Annotated in this window: 15 protein-coding genes; 8 read left to right on the top strand and 7 right to left on the bottom strand. The window is 49.9% G+C overall.

What is annotated here, in order from left to right; genetic code table 11:
* Positions 1–145 precede the first annotated feature (145 nt).
* From fmt to B7991_RS09950, 4 genes are read left to right on the top strand one after another with little or no spacing between them, the layout of a single operon-like run.
* On the top strand, positions 146–1069 hold the full coding sequence (fmt, locus tag B7991_RS09965; protein WP_088630693.1) for a methionyl-tRNA formyltransferase: 924 nt from the start codon (positions 146–148) through the stop codon (positions 1067–1069).
* Positions 1063–2340: a transcription antitermination factor NusB gene (locus B7991_RS09960; protein ID WP_088630692.1), complete on the top strand. Its 1278-nt coding sequence runs from the start codon at positions 1063–1065 to the stop codon at positions 2338–2340. Before fmt ends, B7991_RS09960 begins: the two co-directional genes overlap by 7 nt.
* Positions 2337–2939: a hypothetical protein gene (locus B7991_RS09955; protein ID WP_088630691.1), complete on the top strand. Its 603-nt coding sequence runs from the start codon at positions 2337–2339 to the stop codon at positions 2937–2939. The genes B7991_RS09960 and B7991_RS09955 overlap by 4 nt, the downstream gene beginning before the upstream one ends.
* The gene (locus B7991_RS09950; RefSeq protein ID WP_088630690.1) at positions 2939–4648 is read left to right on the top strand and encodes a hypothetical protein; all 1710 of its coding nucleotides are present in this window, start codon (positions 2939–2941) and stop codon (positions 4646–4648) included. Before B7991_RS09955 ends, B7991_RS09950 begins: the two co-directional genes overlap by 1 nt.
* A 60-nt stretch (positions 4649–4708) precedes the next feature.
* Here B7991_RS09950 and B7991_RS09945 read toward each other — a convergent pair whose 3' ends face one another.
* The 7 genes from B7991_RS09945 to aroE form a co-directional block, all read right to left on the bottom strand.
* Positions 4709–5929, bottom strand: coding sequence for an A/G-specific adenine glycosylase (locus tag B7991_RS09945; RefSeq protein WP_088630689.1), 1221 nt, complete (start codon positions 5927–5929; stop codon positions 4709–4711).
* Positions 5930–6002: 73 nt separating this feature from the next.
* The gene (locus tag B7991_RS09940; RefSeq protein WP_088630688.1) at positions 6003–7433 is read right to left on the bottom strand and encodes a glycosyltransferase; all 1431 of its coding nucleotides are present in this window, start codon (positions 7431–7433) and stop codon (positions 6003–6005) included.
* Complete coding sequence (gene hisA, locus B7991_RS09935) at positions 7396–8178, bottom strand: phosphoribosylformimino-5-aminoimidazole carboxamide ribotide isomerase (protein ID WP_088630687.1); 783 nt, start codon at positions 8176–8178, stop codon at positions 7396–7398. The genes B7991_RS09940 and hisA overlap by 38 nt, the downstream gene beginning before the upstream one ends.
* Positions 8178–9230, bottom strand: a complete 1053-nt coding sequence (locus tag B7991_RS09930; RefSeq protein WP_088630686.1) for a lipocalin-like domain-containing protein — start codon at positions 9228–9230, stop codon at positions 8178–8180. The genes hisA and B7991_RS09930 overlap by 1 nt, the downstream gene beginning before the upstream one ends.
* 102 nt (positions 9231–9332) lie before the next feature.
* A complete protein-coding gene (locus B7991_RS09925) occupies positions 9333–10316 on the bottom strand; it encodes a GDP-mannose 4,6-dehydratase (protein WP_088630685.1) in 984 nt (327 codons plus the stop codon).
* The gene (gene aroB / locus B7991_RS09920) at positions 10317–11939 is read right to left on the bottom strand and encodes a 3-dehydroquinate synthase (RefSeq protein ID WP_088630684.1); all 1623 of its coding nucleotides are present in this window, start codon (positions 11937–11939) and stop codon (positions 10317–10319) included.
* A 1-nt stretch (position 11940) separates the two neighbouring features.
* The gene (aroE, locus tag B7991_RS09915) at positions 11941–12858 is read right to left on the bottom strand and encodes a shikimate dehydrogenase (RefSeq protein ID WP_088630683.1); all 918 of its coding nucleotides are present in this window, start codon (positions 12856–12858) and stop codon (positions 11941–11943) included.
* Positions 12859–13039: 181 nt separating this feature from the next.
* On the opposite strand from aroE, the gene der reads away from it, so the two are divergent.
* The 4 genes from der to B7991_RS09895 all read left to right on the top strand — a co-directional run bounded on the left by der (position 13040) and on the right by B7991_RS09895 (position 19015).
* Entirely contained in the window at positions 13040–14467 is a 1428-nt protein-coding gene (gene der, locus B7991_RS09910) for a ribosome biogenesis GTPase Der (RefSeq protein WP_014546886.1), read from the top strand.
* Positions 14415–15041 (top strand): glycerol-3-phosphate 1-O-acyltransferase PlsY, encoded by a 627-nt coding sequence (gene plsY / locus B7991_RS09905; RefSeq protein ID WP_176421794.1) that lies wholly within the window; start codon positions 14415–14417, stop codon positions 15039–15041. The genes der and plsY overlap by 53 nt, the downstream gene beginning before the upstream one ends.
* A 294-nt stretch (positions 15042–15335) precedes the next feature.
* The gene (locus B7991_RS09900; protein WP_088630681.1) at positions 15336–16367 is read left to right on the top strand and encodes an NAD(P)H-dependent glycerol-3-phosphate dehydrogenase; all 1032 of its coding nucleotides are present in this window, start codon (positions 15336–15338) and stop codon (positions 16365–16367) included.
* Positions 16368–17017: 650 nt separating this feature from the next.
* Entirely contained in the window at positions 17018–19015 is a 1998-nt protein-coding gene (locus tag B7991_RS09895; RefSeq protein ID WP_088630680.1) for an FISUMP domain-containing protein, read from the top strand.
* The last annotated feature ends 343 nt before the right edge of the window (positions 19016–19358 follow it).

Below are 19358 nucleotides of genomic sequence, written 5' to 3'. Positions count from 1 at the left end.
ATTTGTTTCTGTTTCTATAGTTATTTAAACTTCTCGCTTATACTAGAGCAACTGCCTTTTTTAATTAGAAAACTCAGATGTCATTCCGGCCTCTGTGCCGGAATCGCCTATTTTATGTAGCAAAGAAAAACTTATATTTCCTTGCATGAAAATTGTATTTATGGGAACGCCCGCGTTTGCGGCTCAATTCTTGGAGCACCTCGTTGCTTCCGATAACGAAGTTTTAGCTGTTGTCACACAGCCCGATCGCCCGGCAGGCCGTGGCCGCGTGCTTACGCCTCCGCCTGTGAAAGAGGCTGCGCTCAAGCACAATTTGCCGATCTTGCAGCCGACGGACTTGAAATCTCCTGAATTTGAAGCTGACCTCCGCAAGTACGATGCCGATTTGTATGTCGTCGTGGCGTATTCCATCTTGCCCAAGAACATTCTGGGCATCACGAAGTTTGGTGCCGTGAACGTTCACGGCAGTTTGCTCCCGAAGTACCGCGGTGCCGCCCCGGTGCAGCGTGCTATTGCCGATGGCCTCAAAGAAACGGGCGTGACCGTTTTCCGTCTGGACGAAAAGATGGACCATGGTCCGATTCTTGCACAACGCACGGTCGTGATTGACCATCAGGACACAACCACAAGCTTGCTCGACAAAATGGTTGTTCCGGGTTGCGATGCCTTGGACGATGCATTGAACCAACTCAAGAACGGTTGCGAAAAGGATTTGACGCAAGACCACGCTCAGGCAAGTGGCGCTCCGAAAATCAAGAAAGAAGAAGGCTTAATCGATTTCAATTTGCCGGCACACACGATTCACGATCGCATCCGCGCGTTCAATCCGTGGCCGGGTGGCTATGGAAAGCTCGGTGGTCGCATGGTGTACTTGCGCCAGACGGACACTCCCGAAAACGGTCCGAGTCTTGCTCCGGGCGTTGTCGAATTCAAGGACAACCGACTCTTTGTCGGCACTGGTGAAGGTGTTCTCGAAGTGATTGAAATTCAGGCCGAAGGCAAAAAGCCGATGCCTGTGGCTGATTTTATGCGTGGCATTCAAAAGCGCGAGGGACTTCAATTTTGCTAACGGAACGTGAAGAAGCCTATCGAGTTCTTTTGCTTTGGCAAAAAGACGGCTCGTTCATCAAGGAAAGCGGGCTTTCTCCATTTGCGATGGAACTTGCCTTGGGTGTTTGCCGCAGGCATTTGTATCTTGAATATTTCGTCAAGTCGCTCACAAAAAAATTGCCATCGCTCGAAGCCCGCGTGATTCTTGAAATGGGCCTCTTCCAGATGTTCTTTATGGACGTGCCGGATTACGCTGCGATTAACGATAGCGTGGAACTTGCGAAGTCTGCAAATCTTGGCGAGAGTACAGCGCGTCTTGTGAACGCGGTGCTTCGCACTGCTCGCCGTCAGGGCGAGCCTGCGCTTCCACCGCAGCGCGTTCGCCGCGTGAGTGTCGAGAATTCCGTTCCCGAATGGCTTGTGCGTCGTTGGTTCGATGTGTACGGAGGCGACCGCGCCGAAGCCTTGGCGAAGGCGACACTGGAGCGCCCGACCGAATGGATTCGCGTGAACTTGCAAAAGACGAGCGCTCCGGTGCTTGCCGAAAAAATCGGCATTACGGGCGCCTCGATTCTCTACGACCGCTTTATTGAAATCCCGCGTGACGTGGGCGTGAAGCTCTTGCTTGCACTTCCGGAATTTGTGAAAGGCGAATTCTCGTTCCAGAATCCGTCTGCATTTGAAGTCGTGAAACTCCTCGACTTGAAGCCTGGCTTGAAAGTCTGGGACGCTTGCGCCGCACCCGGCGGCAAGACCGCTCTCATGGCCGAAATGGATAGCTCGCTTGAAATTCTCGCGAGCGATTCTTCTGCATCCCGTCTCGAAAAAATGCAAGACCTGATGAACCGCCTCGGCTTTACAAACATCAAGACCGAAGTCATCGACCTTGCCCCAGCCCAAGCTCCCGCGACCTCCCCGCAGCATTCGTCTCTCGTCTCTCGTCTTTCGTCTGAAGCAAAATTCGATAGAATTTTGCTTGATGTCCCGTGCAGCAACATGGGCGTGATTGCTCGCCGTCCAGAATCCGTTTACCGCATGACTCCGGAATCCATCAACGAAGTCGCCGAACTCCAGTTCAAGATTCTTGAAAATGCATCGACCGCACTCGCTCCAGGCGGGCGCCTCGTGTATGCCACTTGCAGCCCCGACCCGACGGAAACAACGCGCGTCATTGCACGCTTCGTCAAAGCTCATCCTGAATTTGTGAAAGTTGGCGAGCCCGTTTTGCCTGGCCTCAAGGATTCTCGTCTCGATGGCTTTTTTGCACAAGCTTTGGAATACAAAAAATGAAAAAACTCATTACGATCCTAGCTATAAGTCTGGTATCGCTTTTGCATGCTGAAGATCCGCTTGCGTTTAGAAACGACTCTGCGGCAGTTGCAAACGATATCTCGTTCTCGCATTTGTCCGTTTTCCTTGAAGGTGGCGAAATCTACCCGATGGGTGATTTGATGGATGCTGTCGAAAATACTTTATATGGTGGCGTTGGCGTGCGTTACACTTATTGGGAAAATGTCGATGGAGTCGTGATGTTCCAGTACGCCTATTTTAAGCCGATGACTGACATTTATTATGATGGCGTTCACCAGTTTATGGGTCGTGTCGGTGCTGATTGGAAATGGCAATTGATTCACCCGGTTATTCTTGGCGCGGGCTTTACATGCAGCTGGACCCGAGCCGATGCTGAACAAATTTATTATACCAAACGAGGCGGTACGCTCACGGATAACGAAACTGAATTTGGCTGGTACGCAAGAATCAGCTTGCCTGTGTTTAAGTATAAAGAATATAGTGCTGGTTTCCATGTGATGTGGGAACAGCTTTGGACTCTTCCGGAACGTTCTAATATGCTCTCTGCGGGTGTATCTATTGAAAGGAGTATTTGGTAATGAACTCCTTTTTAAATAAAATATTTGCTACTTTGGCCGTTTCTGCAACTTGTGTTTGGGCTTCTGTTGATGCCGAAATGGAAGGCATGGAAGTTGTCTCCCGTGATGATGGAACGTTTTTGATTGGTTCTCCGACGTTCTATTTTGACCGTGCTTTGGGCGCTGGCGGTATTCATTCTGAAAGTGAATTATGGACGCCGCGTAAATTGCGCTATCGTCAACTTTTTAATCGTCTGTCAGTGTTGCCCAGCTGGAATCCCATTGAAACACCTTCGGTCTGGATGAAAACCGGTAATGAAGTTGGCGATTTGATTTATCAGGATTTCTTGACGGATGTTGAAGATAGACCTATCAATAGAACTCCAATTTTAGAGGTTGGTGCTCGTACTCCGTTGTTTCATGGATTCTGGGCGACTTTCCGCTTGTTCCAAGATGACCATTATTGTTTCCGTTCTGCATATGCATATCGTCAATATCAAACCGATGGTCAATTCTCGTTCTTTGGCGAGAACTGGCCGATGTTCAGTTCTGCATATGGTGGACTTGGCTATACCAATGATTTCATAAATGCTTCAGTTCTTGCCGGTATGGAATACATGTGGATCTTTACTGAAAGTTCTAGGTGGATTCCAGTGCTGTATAAGCCGCGTATCGAAGCGCGTGCCGACTTTGGTAACTTCTCGACAACGCTTGTCTACGAAAATGCAGAATACCAGAATCATAGCAAAAAGGAAAATGGCGAACGTAAAGAAGTGAATGGCTCCGTTATTTACAGCTGTGGTGAAAATTGCAAGCGTAGCATGCTTCAACTTTCGGCGGGTCTTGCTTTCCGCTTTGTCAATGACGATGGTGTCGTCTATACCGCACTTGAAAATGACCGTGTCTTATGGCCGTTCCTTGAAATGCGTGTCCGCCCGATGGATAAGCTCAAGTTTGATGTCATGTTCGGCGTGAACGATCGTGATTGGCTTGTGCAAGACAGCGTTGAATATCAGGTGCCCGCATTCGACAAGATGAATATTACTGTTGGCGCAAAGAATATTTCTGGTACTCGTTTGAATCCGATTGCCGATACACATGAATTTTTTGATGGCGATACGATTTCTCTTACGGCAAGTGGCCGCATGAATTTATTGCAAGGCTATGTCCGTTTTGAAGATTCTCTCACGACTTTCCTTGGCTTTGGCCTTCGTGGAAGTTTTTGGGCAGAGCATGGTGCCGAAACGTTTAAAACAGAAAAATTCGTTGAAGACAAAATCTATACGTTCCGTCATGGTGATGTTGACCGCATCAATTCCTGGATCAAGGGCGTTACGGGTGAATTTTGGTTAAAGCTCTGGTATGAGGATATGTTTAACTTTACGGCGCTTACAGGCTTTGAACGCATCGATGGTGATGAAAAGCGTTTTGAAGTTAATCCGGCTGAATTTTTTGTTGCCTTTAGTGCCGATTGGCTGATTAAAAAGATGTTCCGTATTTCGCATTCCTTGCGCTATAGGAGCGATGCAGAATGGAATCTCCGTTCCAAGGATCCCTTTATTGTAAAGGGCGATTGGTTCTGGGATGCAACATTTGAACAGCGTTTCCCGAAGTATGGAATTACTTTGGCCGGCTCAATAATTCAGGCTTTGGGTAAAGAAGTGATTGAAACTCCGAATGGCGAATATAGCCGCATTCGATTCTTCTGCACTGCAAAGAAAGCCTTCTAGTCCCGACTGTCATGCCTGCCGGAGCCTGTCCTGAGCAAAGTCGAAGGATGCAGGCATCTCCTAAAATATTTTTTTTAAAGCTTTTAAACTGAATGAATTCGCGAAAGTCTCGAAGGCTTTCGCTTTTTCTATCCATTCAAAAGCGGTTGGTTTTTCGCTATTCACGATTGATTTAGGCAAATGAGTTGCTTTTGCCCTAGTTGCGAGTCGCACATGCAATATATCGCATTCAATTTTATGCACCGTGATGCTGTGGCGGAATGTTCCGCAGTGTTCAACGGATTCTACCTCGTCGGCGTTGATGTAATCTTCTGCCTTGGCGGGGAGAGCTACGGTTGCATGGCGAGCGCTTTCGAAATGCGGGAGTGCCAGTTGCTTGTCCAGGAATTTTTGCCCGCCGTTTACCGCTAGAATTTTTTCGTCCGCACTTTCAATAACAAGTACGGTTCCGTGCCAGCTCTTTTCGGTACGCTTTTTAGTGGGTGGAAATTCAGCTGTGCGGCCATCCAAGAACGCGCGACATTCACCACGGAGCGGGCAGGTTTCGCAGAGCGGAGACTTTGTCTTGCAAACTGTTCGTCCGAGCTCCATCAGAGCTTCGTTGTGCATGTAGGCCTTCGGAGAATCCGCCACTTCCCGCGCATATTCCCAATAAACCTCAGAGGATGATTTTTCTGTCACGCCCGTTTCGTTACTTGTCATGCGTGCTTCTTTGACTGTCATGCCAAATCTGTCATCCCGGACTCTGTTCCGGGACGGGCATCTCCTTTCTTTGACTTTGTCAGTCGGCAGAAAGTCAAGTTCGTACAATCGGCTAAAAATCCTGACGAGATTTCCATCTAGAATCGCTTCGTGTTTATGGTAGGCGAGGCTTAAAATGGCCCCAGCTGTGTATGCTCCGATTCCAGGTAGCGCTTCGAGTTCCTTGCGCGTCTCGGGCATCTTTCGCATTCCCGTCGTCCTCGATGCCGAGCAATGGGCGGCAACAATCTTCGCCGTCTTCAATATATTCCTAGCGCGGCTGTAATACCCAAGACCTTGCCAGTAATTGAAAACTTCGGCTTCATCAGCCTTGGCGAGCGTCTCCACATCCGGGAACCGCTTCATCCATCGGATAAAATAATCCTTGACTGTTGAAACCTGCGTCTGTTGCAACATCGTCTCGCTGATCCATACGGCATACGGATCGCGCATCGCGTCCAAGTCCGCAGGTCTCCACGGCAATTCTGCCGCGTTCGCCCTGAACCACTCGCGCAAACGTTTCAAAGAATCAGGAGTCATTTGTCAGTTATATTGTCATGCCAAATCTGTCATCCCGGACTCTGTTCCGGGACGGGCATCTCCTTTGGATTGCTCAAATCCCATACGTTTCCTGCTTGAGTTTCCTGAAATATTCGAACTGCGTCTTGGTCGAGCTTGCAAGCGTGTAGCGTTCGCTGCGCTTGTGGCTGTCGATGCGCATCTGTTCGTAGAGTTCCGGTTTCTCGAGCTTGATGGTGCGGCATTCTTCAAGCGTTTCCAGCCACTTTGCTTCGTCGATCGGCAAAATGCGTCCGCAGCTGTCGTCCTGTACAATGTCATGCGGACCGCCGTAATTGCTTACAATCGCAGGTGTGCCTGTAGACATCGCTTCTACGACAACGTTTCCGAACGTGTCTGTTGTGCTCGGGAACAAGAAAAAGTCTGCATCCGCATAAAGGCTTGCGAGCATCTCGCCGCCCTGTTCGCCAGCAAAGCAAACACTCGGATTGTCCTTGAACTGCTTCTTGATTTCTTCAAGGTACCAGCCGTAACCCACATACATGAGTTCCACGTCGTCGTGCTTGGCCGAGAACTTGCTCCACACAGAGTTCAAAAATTCCAGATTCTTTTCTTTGGAAATTCTACCGATAAAAGCAAATCGTACAGGCTTGTTAGCTCGTTCGCTGCCGAACTTTTCCCAAGCGCCTTTACCGCGCAATGTCGGCGAGAAACGATCCAGCGGCAGCCCACGGGGGAGAATCTGCACCTGGTTTGCAGGCACCTTCAAGTCTTTTTGCAGAATGTTTGCATAGTCATCGCAAGGGCTGATGACCGGGCGTGCCATCCAGTAGAAAATGCGCATGAGCCAAAGTACGTACGTGTGCATCCATTTCGCCTTCACAAGCGTTTTTGCGTAAGTCGGCACGTCGGTGCGGTAGTGGCTAAAGACCTTGATGCCTGCAATCCATGCACATAGGCAAACGACCCAAGCGCCAGGGCTCGGGGTTTCCAGTTCAATCATGTCAATCGGGTAGCGCTTGAGCAATCTCAGTGCCGGTGAAATGCGCGGAATGGCAAGTTCGCTGTTCGCGTACCCGAGCTGTTCCATGCTGAACAAGCGCGGCAACAAAATGCAGTAGCTGTTTTCAATCACACCGCAAGGGCGGGTGTTGAATGCACTGCCGGCGAGGTAAGCCTTCATGCCATGTGCGCGCATGTACGGAATCACGTTTCTCAAGTTGTTCGCAATGCCGTTCGTCTCGTCCAGATTGTCCGAGTAAAACAGAATGCGCACATCGTCCGGGTCTCTTTTTTGGCGTTCCTTTTTCAAATAGAAACGCAATTTTAGGAGCTTGGGCACGTTCAGGAGAGGCGTGAGCGCTACCAATGGCGGAATCCAGCAGGTGCGGATATTTCCGGGCGGCCTGTGGTCAAACGAGAACATCTTGCGGAAAGTGCTCGTGACTTTGCGTCCAAAGATGGCCGGGCGAGAATCGAGCTTGTCGCTAGCCTTGAGCTTTGTTGAACTTGACGCAGTCGTCATACTTCACTCCTTTGCCACCGAACAAGTCTAATGCACTACCAATAGTGAGGTCTATTTTGCCGTTCGAAATTTCCTTGCAATGTTCCAAGTCTTCAAGCGATTTTGCGCCACCTGCATATGTCACAGGAATTGGGCTGTTCTCGGCGAGGAACTTGATGAGCTCGTCGTCCATGCCCTGCTGCTTGCCTTCGACATCTGCTGCGTGAACCAAGAATTCATCACAGCTCTTGGCTAGGTCTTCGAGCGTTTCCTTGTTGATTTCGATATCGATAATTGTCTGCCAGCGGTTGGTTGCAATCTTCCACTGCGGCTTGCCGTCGACCATGCCGGTACGCTTGCAGCTCAAGTCCAGAATCAGGTGTTCCTTGCCGACTGTCTTTACTAGTTCGTCAAGGCGCGAACGGTCGAGTTTTCCGTCGGGGAAAATCCAGCTCGTCACAATTACATGCGATGCGCCGGCCTGGATGTACTCCAGTGCGTTCTGGGCATTAATGCCACCGCCAACTTGCAGGCCACCTGGATACGCCGAAAGCGCGTCCTTTGCCGCGCTCTCGTTTCCCTTGCCAAGCATAATCACGTGCCCGCCTTTGATACCGTCTCTTTTGTAGAGTTCGGCGAACCATGCGGATGATCTGTCTGTTTCAAAATTTGTCTTGAGCCCCGCTCCGCTATCGGAGAGTGAACTTCCGACAATCTGCTTTACTTTTCCATCGTGCAGGTCGATGCAAGGTCTAAACTTAGTCATTAGTCCTTGACCCCTGTAATTGCCCAGTCGATATTCTTGCCGAGACCGTTCTTGCTTCTACCACGGTAGAAGAGCACTTCGCCACCGGCGGCGATCTTCATGGCCTTCTTTGCAAACCAGCCTTCAATCTTGTCCAAAAGCGAAGCCTTCTGCAAAACCTTGTTCACGGGGAACACCATGGCCGGGACGCCGTTCTTCCATTCGAAGGCTAATGTCGTTTTGGGGAACTTCTTGCCATTGTAGTCGGCGCCGCCTTCCTTGACCTTAGTCGGGATGGCGACCTTCATGCCCTGCGGGCCGTTGTACAAGGCGTAACCCATAATCTGCCCATCCGTCGTGAGCGTAATACGTCCGGCGTGCATCGGTGATTTGTCGCTTGTGCTAAAGTTTATGGTACGTGCGGCGATTTCCGTTGCCTGGGTAGTTTGCCAAGTCTGGTCCATGTAGGCATAGCCCTTGACCGTCAAAGTATCTTCGTTGTAGGCAATCTTACCCGTCACGCGACCGTACGGAATATGGATATACTGGGCAAACTTTTCCTTGCCGTAAGTCCAGACTCCGTTCCCGGGAACCATCCCCTGGACAGCACTTTCAAATGTCACGTCCAGGAGGAACTTTCCACCCTTGTCGGCACTGTAAAGGACGCGGTGGCCTTTACCCGGTTTGTTCTGGAGAATGTATTCGTCCGTCTTGATGGTAATCGTTGATTTTTCCTTGTTTGCGACAAGGCGTTCAGGCGGGTACTGGCGACCGACGGAATAGGTTTTACCCTTGAAGTTCCAAAAGCTCAAGTCGCAGCCGATTTTGCGGCCCGATCCAGGTACGTTGAGCAGGGAATAGTTCACAAAGGCGCGCGTGCCGTTGTCGAACACGAACTGATAACTCCAAGTTTCGTTGAATTCCTTGGTGATAGCCTTGTGGGGCATAAAATCGCTTACAGTGAGGGCTCTGTCGGCACCTTGAGGTTCCGTAACGGTTGCTGCATATGCTGTTGCAGAAAGGGCGAACAATGCGCAAATGGTAAGCGTAATATTTTTTATTTGTAATCTCATACTTGAAAAAATAAAAAAAAGCTGTTCCAGAGGAACAGCCTTATTCCAGAAATTCGCTGAAAGGCGGTTATCGCGGAATGAACCGCCGATAAACGGAATAAGTTACAGGCGCAAGTCGCGGCCCATGCCCATCTTGAGTTCTACGCGGCGGCGGACCACCATTTCGTTGAACAAGTCCGAGAGGCAATCTTCCATGCAAATCATGGGTTTCCAGCCGAGATTCATGATCTTGGTGGGGTCGCCAATCAAGAGCGGAATGTCGTTGCAACGGTCGTAACCCGGGTCAAAACGGAAGTCCACGCTCACGCCGGAGATGTCCACGAGCATTTCCACGAGTTCGCGGAACGTGTAGGACTTTCCGCAGCAAATGTTGAATGCATCGCCGGATTCGGCGGTGTTCAAAATCTGGATAGCGGCGCGGGCAACGTCACGCACGTCAACCACGTCACGGCTTACGTCGAGGCTTCCCGAATAAATGACCGGTTCTGCGCCGTAATACTTTATCTTCACCAGCTGGTAGGCGATGGAAGGGATTACAAAGCGGCGGCTGTGATGCGGGCCCGTAAAGTGGAACGGACGAGCAAAAACAATGTGCAAACCGTTTGCATTGCGGAACTGGTTCCCGAGAATTTCCATACAAGCCTTGGACGTGGCATACGGAGTAAGCGGGTTAGGAGGGTCCGTTTCCTTGTGCAAGTAAGTCAGTTGTTGTTCCGTTCGGCCGTAGATTTCGCTACTGCTGAGGAGCAAGACTTTTGCCTTCGGCACGACCTGTCGTACCGCTTCGAGGAGCGTCTGCGTACCCAACAAGTTGATGTTGAGCGTTTCGTAAGGCTTCTTGTAGCTGAGCCCCACAGAGGATTGGCTAGCCAAATGGTAAATGTGCGTCGGTGAAACTTTCTGAATCATTTCCAGCACATTCCTGAAGTCTAGCAAATCACCGGTCAGGTACTGTACTCCTTCGACCTTTTGCCACGGCTGCGGAAGTTCATCACTGAAGCTGTACAGCTCGTGATTGGTGCCGCTTAAGTTAGATAGAATACTGTACCCAAGTGATCCCGTTCCCCCGGTAACCAATATACTCATCTAAACCTCACTTGCCTGGATGGCTTTCCAGGCATCTGCAATAATACCCTTATCAATATTACAAACTTTTTCGACCTTTCCGATCTTTGTAGGCAAAATATAAACTCTAGTGCCTTTTTCTGCCTTCTTGTCGACTGCCATTGCAGCCCAAGCCGCTTCGACATCCGTGTTGTATGTCTTCGGGAATCCGAGATCGTCGAGCAACTTGTTTTGGCGCTGTTCGTCTTCCTTCGAAAGCTTTCCGAGGAGCACTGCAGCGCGTGCGGCCACTCGCATGCCCAAAGAAACGGCGATGCCGTGGCTGTAAAGCTCGTAATGCGTGAGCTTTTCAATGGCGTGACCGAACGTGTGACCGTAATTGAGGATGGCGCGGAGACCTGCTTCCTTTTCGTCGATGCCGACCACTTCGGCCTTGATTTGGCAACTGCGGAAAATCATGTGCTTCAACACGTCAAAGTCGTGTGCCTTGATCTTTTCGACGTTATTTTCAAGGTAAGTGAAGAATTCTTCATCGTAAATCACGCCGTACTTGACGATTTCGGCAAGACCTGCAAGGTATTCGGTCGGGGGGAGTGTGTTCAGCACAGAAATGTCGCAGACAACCGCTTTCGGCTGGTAGAATGCGCCAATCATGTTCTTGCCTTCGGCATGGTTCACGGCGACCTTCCCACCCACGGAACTGTCGACCATGGACAAAAGCGTTGTCGGGAACTGCACAAACGGAATGCCGCGCTGGTAAGTGGCAGCGCCAAAGCCTGCCATGTCACCAACGACACCACCACTAAATTGCAAAAGGCAGCTTTTGCGGGTGTAACCGCGGTGCAGCATAAAGCTGTAAAGCTGGTTCAAGTTGTGGAGCGTCTTGTGGCCTTCGCCGGCCTGAAACTTAAAAATCGGGCAACGGCCTGCCTGGCCGCGGAGTTCCGAAAGCTTCGTGTTCTGTTCCTTGGCAATCGTTGTGTCCGTGCAAATCAAGAATTCGTAAGTCGGGGCAAGGCGTAAGCCTTCAAGCATAATGGCTGCGTCCGGCACAATGTTCTTGCCGATGAAAATCGGGTAGCGGCCACCTTCGCTCGGGTGCACGTCAAGTGCATGGCTTTCCCAGAACTTGAGCATGTGCATAATGCGTTCCGTGACGTGCGTTTCGGAATAGTCGTTCGAGCTTTCGACGCTAAAGTCCGCATTGGCGTAATTCTTTTCGCGGTCTTTCAGCATCTGCTTGATCTTTTCGAGGCGTTCTTCGTCCGAAAGGTTTGCAAGGAGTGGTCGCGTGTTCTTGCGGCCAATGCGTTCTGAAAGCACTTCGGGCTTTGCCCACAGGCGGATGATCGTTCCGTTTTCGCGGATGACCTTCAAGTTTTCGGCCTGCGTGAGAGCGCCACCGCCGAGAGATACAACGAGAGGCTTTTCGCTCTGTGCAATTTCGGCAATCACGTCGCGTTCCATCTTGCGGAAAGCGGCTTCGCCATCTTGTTCAAAAATTTCGCTAATGGACTTGCCAGCGCGTTCTACAATGACGTTGTCTGTATCGACAAATGGGCGTCCGAGGCGGTCTGCGAGGGCGCGACCTGTACGGCTCTTGCCGCTGGCCATGAATCCGGTAAAGTATAGATGCTTCTTCATTTTAGCCCTGCATTCCTTTGCGCATAATCGCAGTCAGTTCTTCGTTTGTTTTGTTTTCGGTTTCCTTCGGGAACCACTTTTTAAAGCTTTCGAGGCCCTGGTGTACGAGCATGCCTTCTCCGGTCACAATCTTGCAACCTTTGGCTTCTGCCATATGCAAAAGCTTGGTGTGTGGCGGCGTGTAAACGATGTCGCAGACGACCTGCCCCTTATGCAGACATTCGTCTGTAATGGGGGAGGCATCAATGTTTGGGCTCATGCCGACCGAGGTCGCGTTGATGATGATGTCAAAGTTTGCAGAAATACTTGCAAATTCACCAAATGTCGTGACTTGAACGGTCTTGAAATTCTTATCGCCTGCATTGCCGGACTGGAAAAACTTGTTCAACGAACCCGCAAGTGCGTCACCTTTTTCCTTGGTGCGGCAAACTATAGTAAGCTCGTTTTCTTGTTCCACAAGTGTAAACGCAATCGACTGGGCGGCGCCACCGTTTCCGAGGAGTGCAATCTTCTTGTTAGACGGACTTACGCCATTCTCTTCGAGATTTCGCACGCAACCATAAGGGTCCGTCGTCGTTCCGCAGAGAGTCCCGCCGACAATGCCGTCCTTCCAGTACAGCGTGTTCACGCTGCCGGTGAACTTCGAAATTTCCGAAAGTTCATCCACCAGGCGGGCTGAACCGTCTGCATTGAAAAATTCCGTCTTGTAGGGGATGGTGACGTTTGCACCGTGAAACTTCATCGCCTTGAAGCCTTGAATCGCCTGGGCGAAATTTTCTGGTTCGGGTGCGTAGGGGAGATAAGCCGCATTGATGCCAAGGGCGTCAAAAAGGGCGTTGTGCATAGCGGGCGATTTGCTGTGAGCAACCGGATGCCCGAAAATGCAAAGAGTTTCCGTCTTTCCGTTTATGGAAGCCAAAGTAACCTCGTATGTCCTTCCCACCTGTGGGGAAAAACTCTAAATAATACACTACAAAGATATATTATTCTTGCGAGAAAGAATGAAAAAAGATGTTTGTTATTGGTTGTTAGTCATTGGTCATTAGTCGCTGGTCTTTAGTCTAAACGCCCCCTAGACACAATTTCTATATTTGTGCCCGATGAAATTACCTATCGTTTGCATAATTGGACGTCCGAACGTCGGAAAGTCCTCCCTCTTCAACCGCATTCTTGGCCGCCGTGCCGCCGTGGTGAGCGACCGCGATGGTGTTACCCGCGACCGTCATTACCAGAATGCGATTTACAAGGGTCACGAATTTACAGTCGTCGATACGGGTGGATTCTTGCCCGATGATTCTATCGACGTCTTGGCGGACAGCGTCCGCGCCCAGATTTTTAACGCCGTGAACGAAGCCGACCTGGTGCTCTTCATGGTCGATATCCGCGTGGGCATCACCAAGCTCGACCAGCAGTTTGCGCGCCTCATCCGCAAGCTCGACAAGAAGGTCATCCTCGTCGCGAATAAGAGCGAATTGCAGGGCGATCGCCAGGAAAGCTACGAATTTCTCAAACTCGGCTTTGGCCAGCCGCGTACCGTCAGTGCCCTGACCGGCTACGCTTGCCTCTCGCTCCTGGACGAAGTGGTCTCCGTACTCCCGACTCCGGTACGTGGCGAACGTCGCGAAGAACGCCCGGTGCGTTTTGCTATTCTCGGCCGCCCGAACGCTGGCAAGAGTACGCTCCTCAACCGCCTGTTGAACGAAGATCGCGCCGTGGTCTCCGACATCCCGGGTACGACCCGCGACTCCATCGACTGTGACTTTGTCGTTGACGGACAAAAGTTCGTGGTTACCGATACCGCAGGCCTTCGCAAAAAGGCTCGCGTCGAAGACGAAGTGGAAGTCTTCAGCAACATGCGTACGCTCGAAAGCATCCGCCGTTCAGACCTGTCCGTGCTCGTCGTCGATTGCACTCGCGGCATGGAAATCCAGGACTACCGCATCATCACGGAAATCCGCAAGGCAGGCAAGGGCCTCGTTGTCGTGTTGAACAAGTGGGACATTCTCCCGAATAAGAACGACAAGTCCTTCGATCACATGGTCAAGGAACTCCTCGAACGCGAACCGATGCTTGAATTTGTACCGATTCTCTCGATCAGTGCCAAGGAAGGCCAGCGCGTAGGCCGCGTGATTCAGGCTATCCAGACCGTCTATGCCAACTGCCGTCGTGTGCTTGGCCGTGACCGCGTTGCCGAAAGCTTTGCGAACTTCTTGCAAGAAAAGGCTCCTCCGAGCCACAACGGCCGTGTCGTTATGCTTACCCGTGCCTGCCAGATCATGGTGGAACCGCCGGTTATCGACATCGAAACCCGCACGCCGGAACTTGTCGACGAATCGTACAAGCGCTACTTGCTCAAAAAGTTTTATGACGAATTCCAGTTGCAGGGCGCTCCGCTCCGCTTGAATTTCGATAGAAAGTTAACCCTCAGAAAGGATGAAGAACTTGAACAGTTTACTGAGTCTTCCAATAGCGTACTTGCTGGGGTCGATCCCCAGCGCCATATGGATCGCAAAACTCGCGAAAGGTAAAAATTTTGATATTCGTGACTACGGCTCTAAGAATGCGGGCCTCACGAATACATTCCGCGTGCTCGGCTGGAAGCCTGCTCTCCCGGTCGTGTTCATGGACCTTTTGAAGGGCTTCTTCGGACCGTTTATCGCCCAGAAAATGTGCGAAGCACAGGTCGCCGCTGGCGGTGCCGATTACAGTGCATGGGTTCCGCTCCTTGCAGGCCTCCTCGTGATTCTCGGCCATAGCTTCACTTGCTTTGCCGGTTTCCGCGGTGGTAAGGGCGTGCTTGCGGCTCTCGGCGTGTTCCTCGCGATTTCGCCCTTGACGGTTCTTTGCGCATTTGCCCTCTGGATTATCCTCACGGTCACCACGAAGTACGTCTCCGTCGGTAGCATCTTCGGTTGCGGTCTTCTCGGCGCACTTTCCATCTTTGGCTATGTTTGCCCGGAATACTACTTCGAAAGCATCAACCTTGGCCAGATGATTCTTGCCGTGATTGTCGCTGTGTTCGTCATCGTGAAGCACAAGTCGAACATCAAGCGCCTCCTCAACGGCACCGAGAACGGCTTCGGCTCCAAGCGCAAGAAGTAAGTAAGAAGTGGGCTATGGGCTCGGCACGTTGTGCCTGTGAGCTCGCTTCGCTTTGAGGAACGGATTGCTTGCATTGTCATGCCGGCCTTTGTGCCGGCATCACCATTTCGGGACTGCATAAGAGTGAACCTGTAACAAGTACGGGGTGACAGCGATAAGAACCTATGTGTGCTTACATTTTATGAATATTGATGGCTGCAAGTCCATAAAATATTGTAGATTATATGCGGCAATAATTTTTGGCAATGTTAACCATTGACTAATGACTATAGACTATTAACTAGGAACGATATTATGAAAGTTACAGTTTTAGGTACCGGTGGCTGGGGCCTGACCCTCGGTCAAGTTGTTTACGAAAACAAGAACGAACTCACTTTTTGGACCAATTCTCAAGCAGAAGTAGACCTTCTTTCCACTGAACACCAGTACAAGGACAAACTCCCTGGCGTTATTTTCCCGGCTGATTTTAAGTACACGACCGATATGCACGCCGCTCTCGAAGGCTGCGATATGGTCCTTATCGTCGTTCCGTCGCAGTTTATGGCTGGCGTTGCCGCAAATCTTGGCTCTTGGACCCCTGCAAAGGGCAAGGAACCGATTGTCGTCTGCGCCACGAAGGGTATTCTCGAAGGCACGGACCAGCTCATGAGCGAAGTCATCCTCGAAAAGGTTCCATGGCTGACCGAAGACAAGATGGTTGCCTTTAGCGGTCCGTCTCACGCCGAAGAAGTGAGCCGTCACGTGCTTACCGCCATTGTTGCTGCTTGCGTGAACGAAGACTCCGCAAAGATCGTGCAGAAGGCTATGAGCTGCTCTTATCTCCGCGTCTATACTTCTACGGATATTGTTGGTGTTGAACTCTGTGGTTCCGTGAAGAACGTGATTGCAATTGCTTCTGGCGTGCTCTATGGCCTTGAAGCTAGCGGCAAGTTCAAGATCGGTGACAATACCCGCGCTGCCATCCTCACGCGTGGCCAGGCCGAAATGTGCCGCTTGGGCAAGGCTCTCGGTGCAAAACCCGAAACATTTGCAGGCCTCGCTGGCATGGGCGACCTCATTGTGACGTGCCTTTCCCAGCATAGCCGTAACCGTTACGTGGGCGAACACATTGGTAAGGGCGAAACGCTCGACCAGGTGCTTGCAGGCATGAAGATGATTGCCGAAGGTGTGCCGACTTGCCGTAGCACGCGCGCGCTCGCTAAGAAGCTCGGCGTTGAAATGCCGATCGTCGAAGCCGTCTATCAGATGTTGTTCGAAAACCGCAAGGTCGAGGACGTGGTCAAGGAAATCTGGGGCCGCGAACTCAAGGCCGAAAACTGGGCGTAGTTAAAACAAACTAACAAACACTCCGCTGCGAGCGGAAATTCCCTTTACTCTGTCATCCCGGCCACCGTGCCGGGGTCTTTTTTTCATGTCATTCCCACCGCAAATAGCTGTCATTCCCGCCACAAATAGCTGTCATTCCCGCCACCGAGCGGGAATCTCCTTCTCGTCGTCCTGAACGAAGTGAAGGACCCAGTTAAGTTTCGTTTCGTAAAAAACTTTACTGGATCCTTCCACCTCCGGTGTCAGGATGACGTTCTACACTCGTCATCCTGAGGGCGAAAAGCCCGAAGGATCCAGTAAAATTCCCCAAAAAATCTCATCAAAACACGAAAAAACTCGAAAATCTTGCTAAAATTCAATTTGTAAACTAAATTTTACATTTTAAAAATAAATCGATATTTTTGTTCTCTTGTCTAAAATTGTCAAAAACCAAAATTGCTGTTTTTGAAATAAATTCGCCAAATATTGCAAAAAATTTACAAAATAGCAACGTAATCTTTTTGTAATAAAAAGGGTGTGAAATTATAACTTTATTCCAAGTTGAAATAAATTTTTGTAAGCAAAACTTAATTTTCTCGAAAAAATAATGTAAACTTTGTTTTGTGAAACTTTTTCACAAAGATTGGAGAAAATCAACAAGGGAGCATATTATGCATTACACAAAACTCAGTGTTGCGGGTTGTGCCGCACTCATGTTTGGCCTCATCGCGTGTTCCGGCGAAGACGGAGCAGACGGTACAAATGGAACTAACGGTCTTAATGGTACTAGCTGCGAAGTGAAGTCCCTCAAGACTGGCGACGGCTATAAGGTGCTTTGCGGAGGGGATTCCGTTGGCGTCTTGCTGAATGGTAAAACCGGTGCTACTGGTAAAACGGGTGCTACTGGTGCTCAGGGCAAGAAGGGTGACACTGGTAAGACTGGTGAAAGCTGCACCGTTAAGCAGGTCACTGACGGCTATGACGTCTACTGCGGCAACGATAAAGTTGGTCAGTTGAGGAACGGCGTTGCTGGTGAATCTTGCACGACTGAAAAAGCAACAGATGGCATTCTCGTGAAGTGCGCTGGCGAAGATCCGGTGAAGATTTCGAACGGCGTTAGCTGCGAAGCTAAGGCTTACTCTAAAGATGGTAGAGATGGTCTTCAGGTCACTTGCGGTGATGCAGATCCGGTTTATCTGTGGAACGGTACAAAGGGTGATAAGGGTGATGACTGTACCGCTAATGAATTCACTGATAAAGATACTGGTAAGAAGGGCTTCAAAGTGTCTTGTGCTGGTGAAGTCGTCGGTACCGTGTGGAACGGTGATGATGGTGAAAACGGCGTAAGCTGCGTCAGCAAGGACAATGAAGATGGTACCGTGACGGTTACCTGTGGTGACGCAAACCCAGTGACAATCTACAAGGCTATGTGCGGTGAAGACTCTTATGACCCGGAATTCAAGTTCTGCGTTCTCGGCAAGCTTTATGACAAGTGCGATGGTAAAACATTCACCGTCAATAGAGAATATTGTAATGACGGTGTTGTTGCAACCTTGTGTAACGAAGTCGAGTTTGACAAGAAGGGTAACCCGACCAAGATTGTTGGCTTCCGTGGAACTACCAAGAAGGAATTCTGCTGGAACGGCATTATTACCAAAAAGTGCGCTGGCGAAGAATTCGGTGTAAACCAATACTGCGGTAAGACCATGGATGGAAAGGCTGACTCTGTCTGGACTTACTGTGATGAAGATAAGATGGCACAACTTCAAACTGCTTATAACAATATAGGCATTGATCTTTTGGCATCTTCGTCTAGTACTGGTGGCGTTAGCAGCAGCAGCAGTGCTGGTTTCTTTGGAAACTTGATTGGTGAAAAACTTGTCGCATATGAATTAGGCCCGGTGCAGGAATTCTATTCTACGCTTGAAGTCTTAAAGGAATCCTGTACAGATGATGCTACAGTAAGATGCGGTCTTGTGGTTTACGATGCAAAGAAGGAATTCTGCGATGAACGTGATGAAACGATTTATGGTTACACGATTATCAATAACTTGAAGGTGATGACAGAAAACCTTGCATTCGTATACAAGCTGCCTGTTGTTAACACTAAAAAGGACGATGATGGTAAAATCATAGAAAAGTCTCTTGAAATCACTAATAGTAGACTTGCTTTTGAGGAAGATGCTTTTGAAAACTTCGATGCTGGTGAAGGTAAGGGCCGTTATTACACTTGGAATTCTGCAATGGGTGTAGGCGACTTGAGAAAGGATTTGTCTGAAAACGGTGAACTTAAGGATCAGAAGCTGGTAAGTATTGATACCGTCTTTGGTGCCTGCCCGGAAGGTTGGAGATTGCCGAGTCAGTCTGAACTTGAAGATCTTAAGACAATGGCAGCTGAAGCTCAGGAAGGCTTTGCAAATCTTAACGATGAACAAGATCCTGAAAAAGTCATTAACTTTAATGTTCAATTCTTGGGATATCACGATGGAACCAAGGTTAAAGAATTGAATAAGAAGGCTTTCTTCTGGTCCTATGATGAAATCATTACGGGAAATGATGATAAACAGGCCTATGGCTTAGTTATCAAGGGTGCCGATGAAAGCGATGTTACTTCGAATAGTAAGAAGTTTGCATTCACGATCCGTTGCGTTCAGGATACTAGAAACTAATTAAGTCTCACATAATACAGCTCCAAGGCACCTGGCTCTCCACCAGGTGCCTTTCGGCTTTTTTTACATGTCATTCCCGCTGCAAAAAGATGTCATTCCCGCCTTGAGCGGGAATCTCCTTCACGTCGTCCTGAGCTATTCATCGCGTCGTCTTGAGCTATTCATCGCGTCGTCCTGAGCGTAGCGAAGGACCCTGTAAAGTCTCGTAACCGTCGTCCAGAGGGCGAAAAGCCCGAAGGACCCAGTAAAGTCTCGTTACGCAAAAAAACTTTACTGGATCCTTCCACCTCCGGAGTCAGGATGACGTTCTGCACTCGTCATTCTGAATGCAAAAAAGCCCGGA

The organism is Fibrobacter sp. UWB3 (genome assembly GCF_002210405.1).
In the GTDB taxonomy this organism is placed as follows: Bacteria; Fibrobacterota; Fibrobacteria; order Fibrobacterales; family Fibrobacteraceae; genus Fibrobacter.
This window is presented reverse-complemented; position numbering and strand designations above follow the sequence as displayed.

Bases quoted from the DNA above. Each gene is read 5' to 3' on its own strand.
- fmt (WP_088630693.1), top strand. From the start codon at position 146: ATGAAAATTGTATTTATGGGAACGCCCGCGTTTGCGGCTCAATTCTTG.
- B7991_RS09955 (WP_088630691.1), top strand. From the start codon at position 2,337: ATGAAAAAACTCATTACGATCCTAGCTATAAGTCTGGTATCGCTTTTG.
- B7991_RS09950 (WP_088630690.1), top strand. From the start codon at position 2,939: ATGAACTCCTTTTTAAATAAAATATTTGCTACTTTGGCCGTTTCTGCA.
- B7991_RS09945 (WP_088630689.1), bottom strand. From the start codon at position 5,929: ATGACTCCTGATTCTTTGAAACGTTTGCGCGAGTGGTTCAGGGCGAAC.
- B7991_RS09940 (WP_088630688.1), bottom strand. From the start codon at position 7,433: ATGACGACTGCGTCAAGTTCAACAAAGCTCAAGGCTAGCGACAAGCTC.
- hisA (WP_088630687.1), bottom strand. From the start codon at position 8,178: ATGACTAAGTTTAGACCTTGCATCGACCTGCACGATGGAAAAGTAAAG.
- B7991_RS09930 (WP_088630686.1), bottom strand. From the start codon at position 9,230: ATGAGATTACAAATAAAAAATATTACGCTTACCATTTGCGCATTGTTC.
- B7991_RS09925 (WP_088630685.1), bottom strand. From the start codon at position 10,316: ATGAGTATATTGGTTACCGGGGGAACGGGATCACTTGGGTACAGTATT.
- aroB (WP_088630684.1), bottom strand. From the start codon at position 11,939: ATGAAGAAGCATCTATACTTTACCGGATTCATGGCCAGCGGCAAGAGC.
- der (WP_014546886.1), top strand. From the start codon at position 13,040: ATGAAATTACCTATCGTTTGCATAATTGGACGTCCGAACGTCGGAAAG.
- B7991_RS09900 (WP_088630681.1), top strand. From the start codon at position 15,336: ATGAAAGTTACAGTTTTAGGTACCGGTGGCTGGGGCCTGACCCTCGGT.
- B7991_RS09895 (WP_088630680.1), top strand. From the start codon at position 17,018: ATGCATTACACAAAACTCAGTGTTGCGGGTTGTGCCGCACTCATGTTT.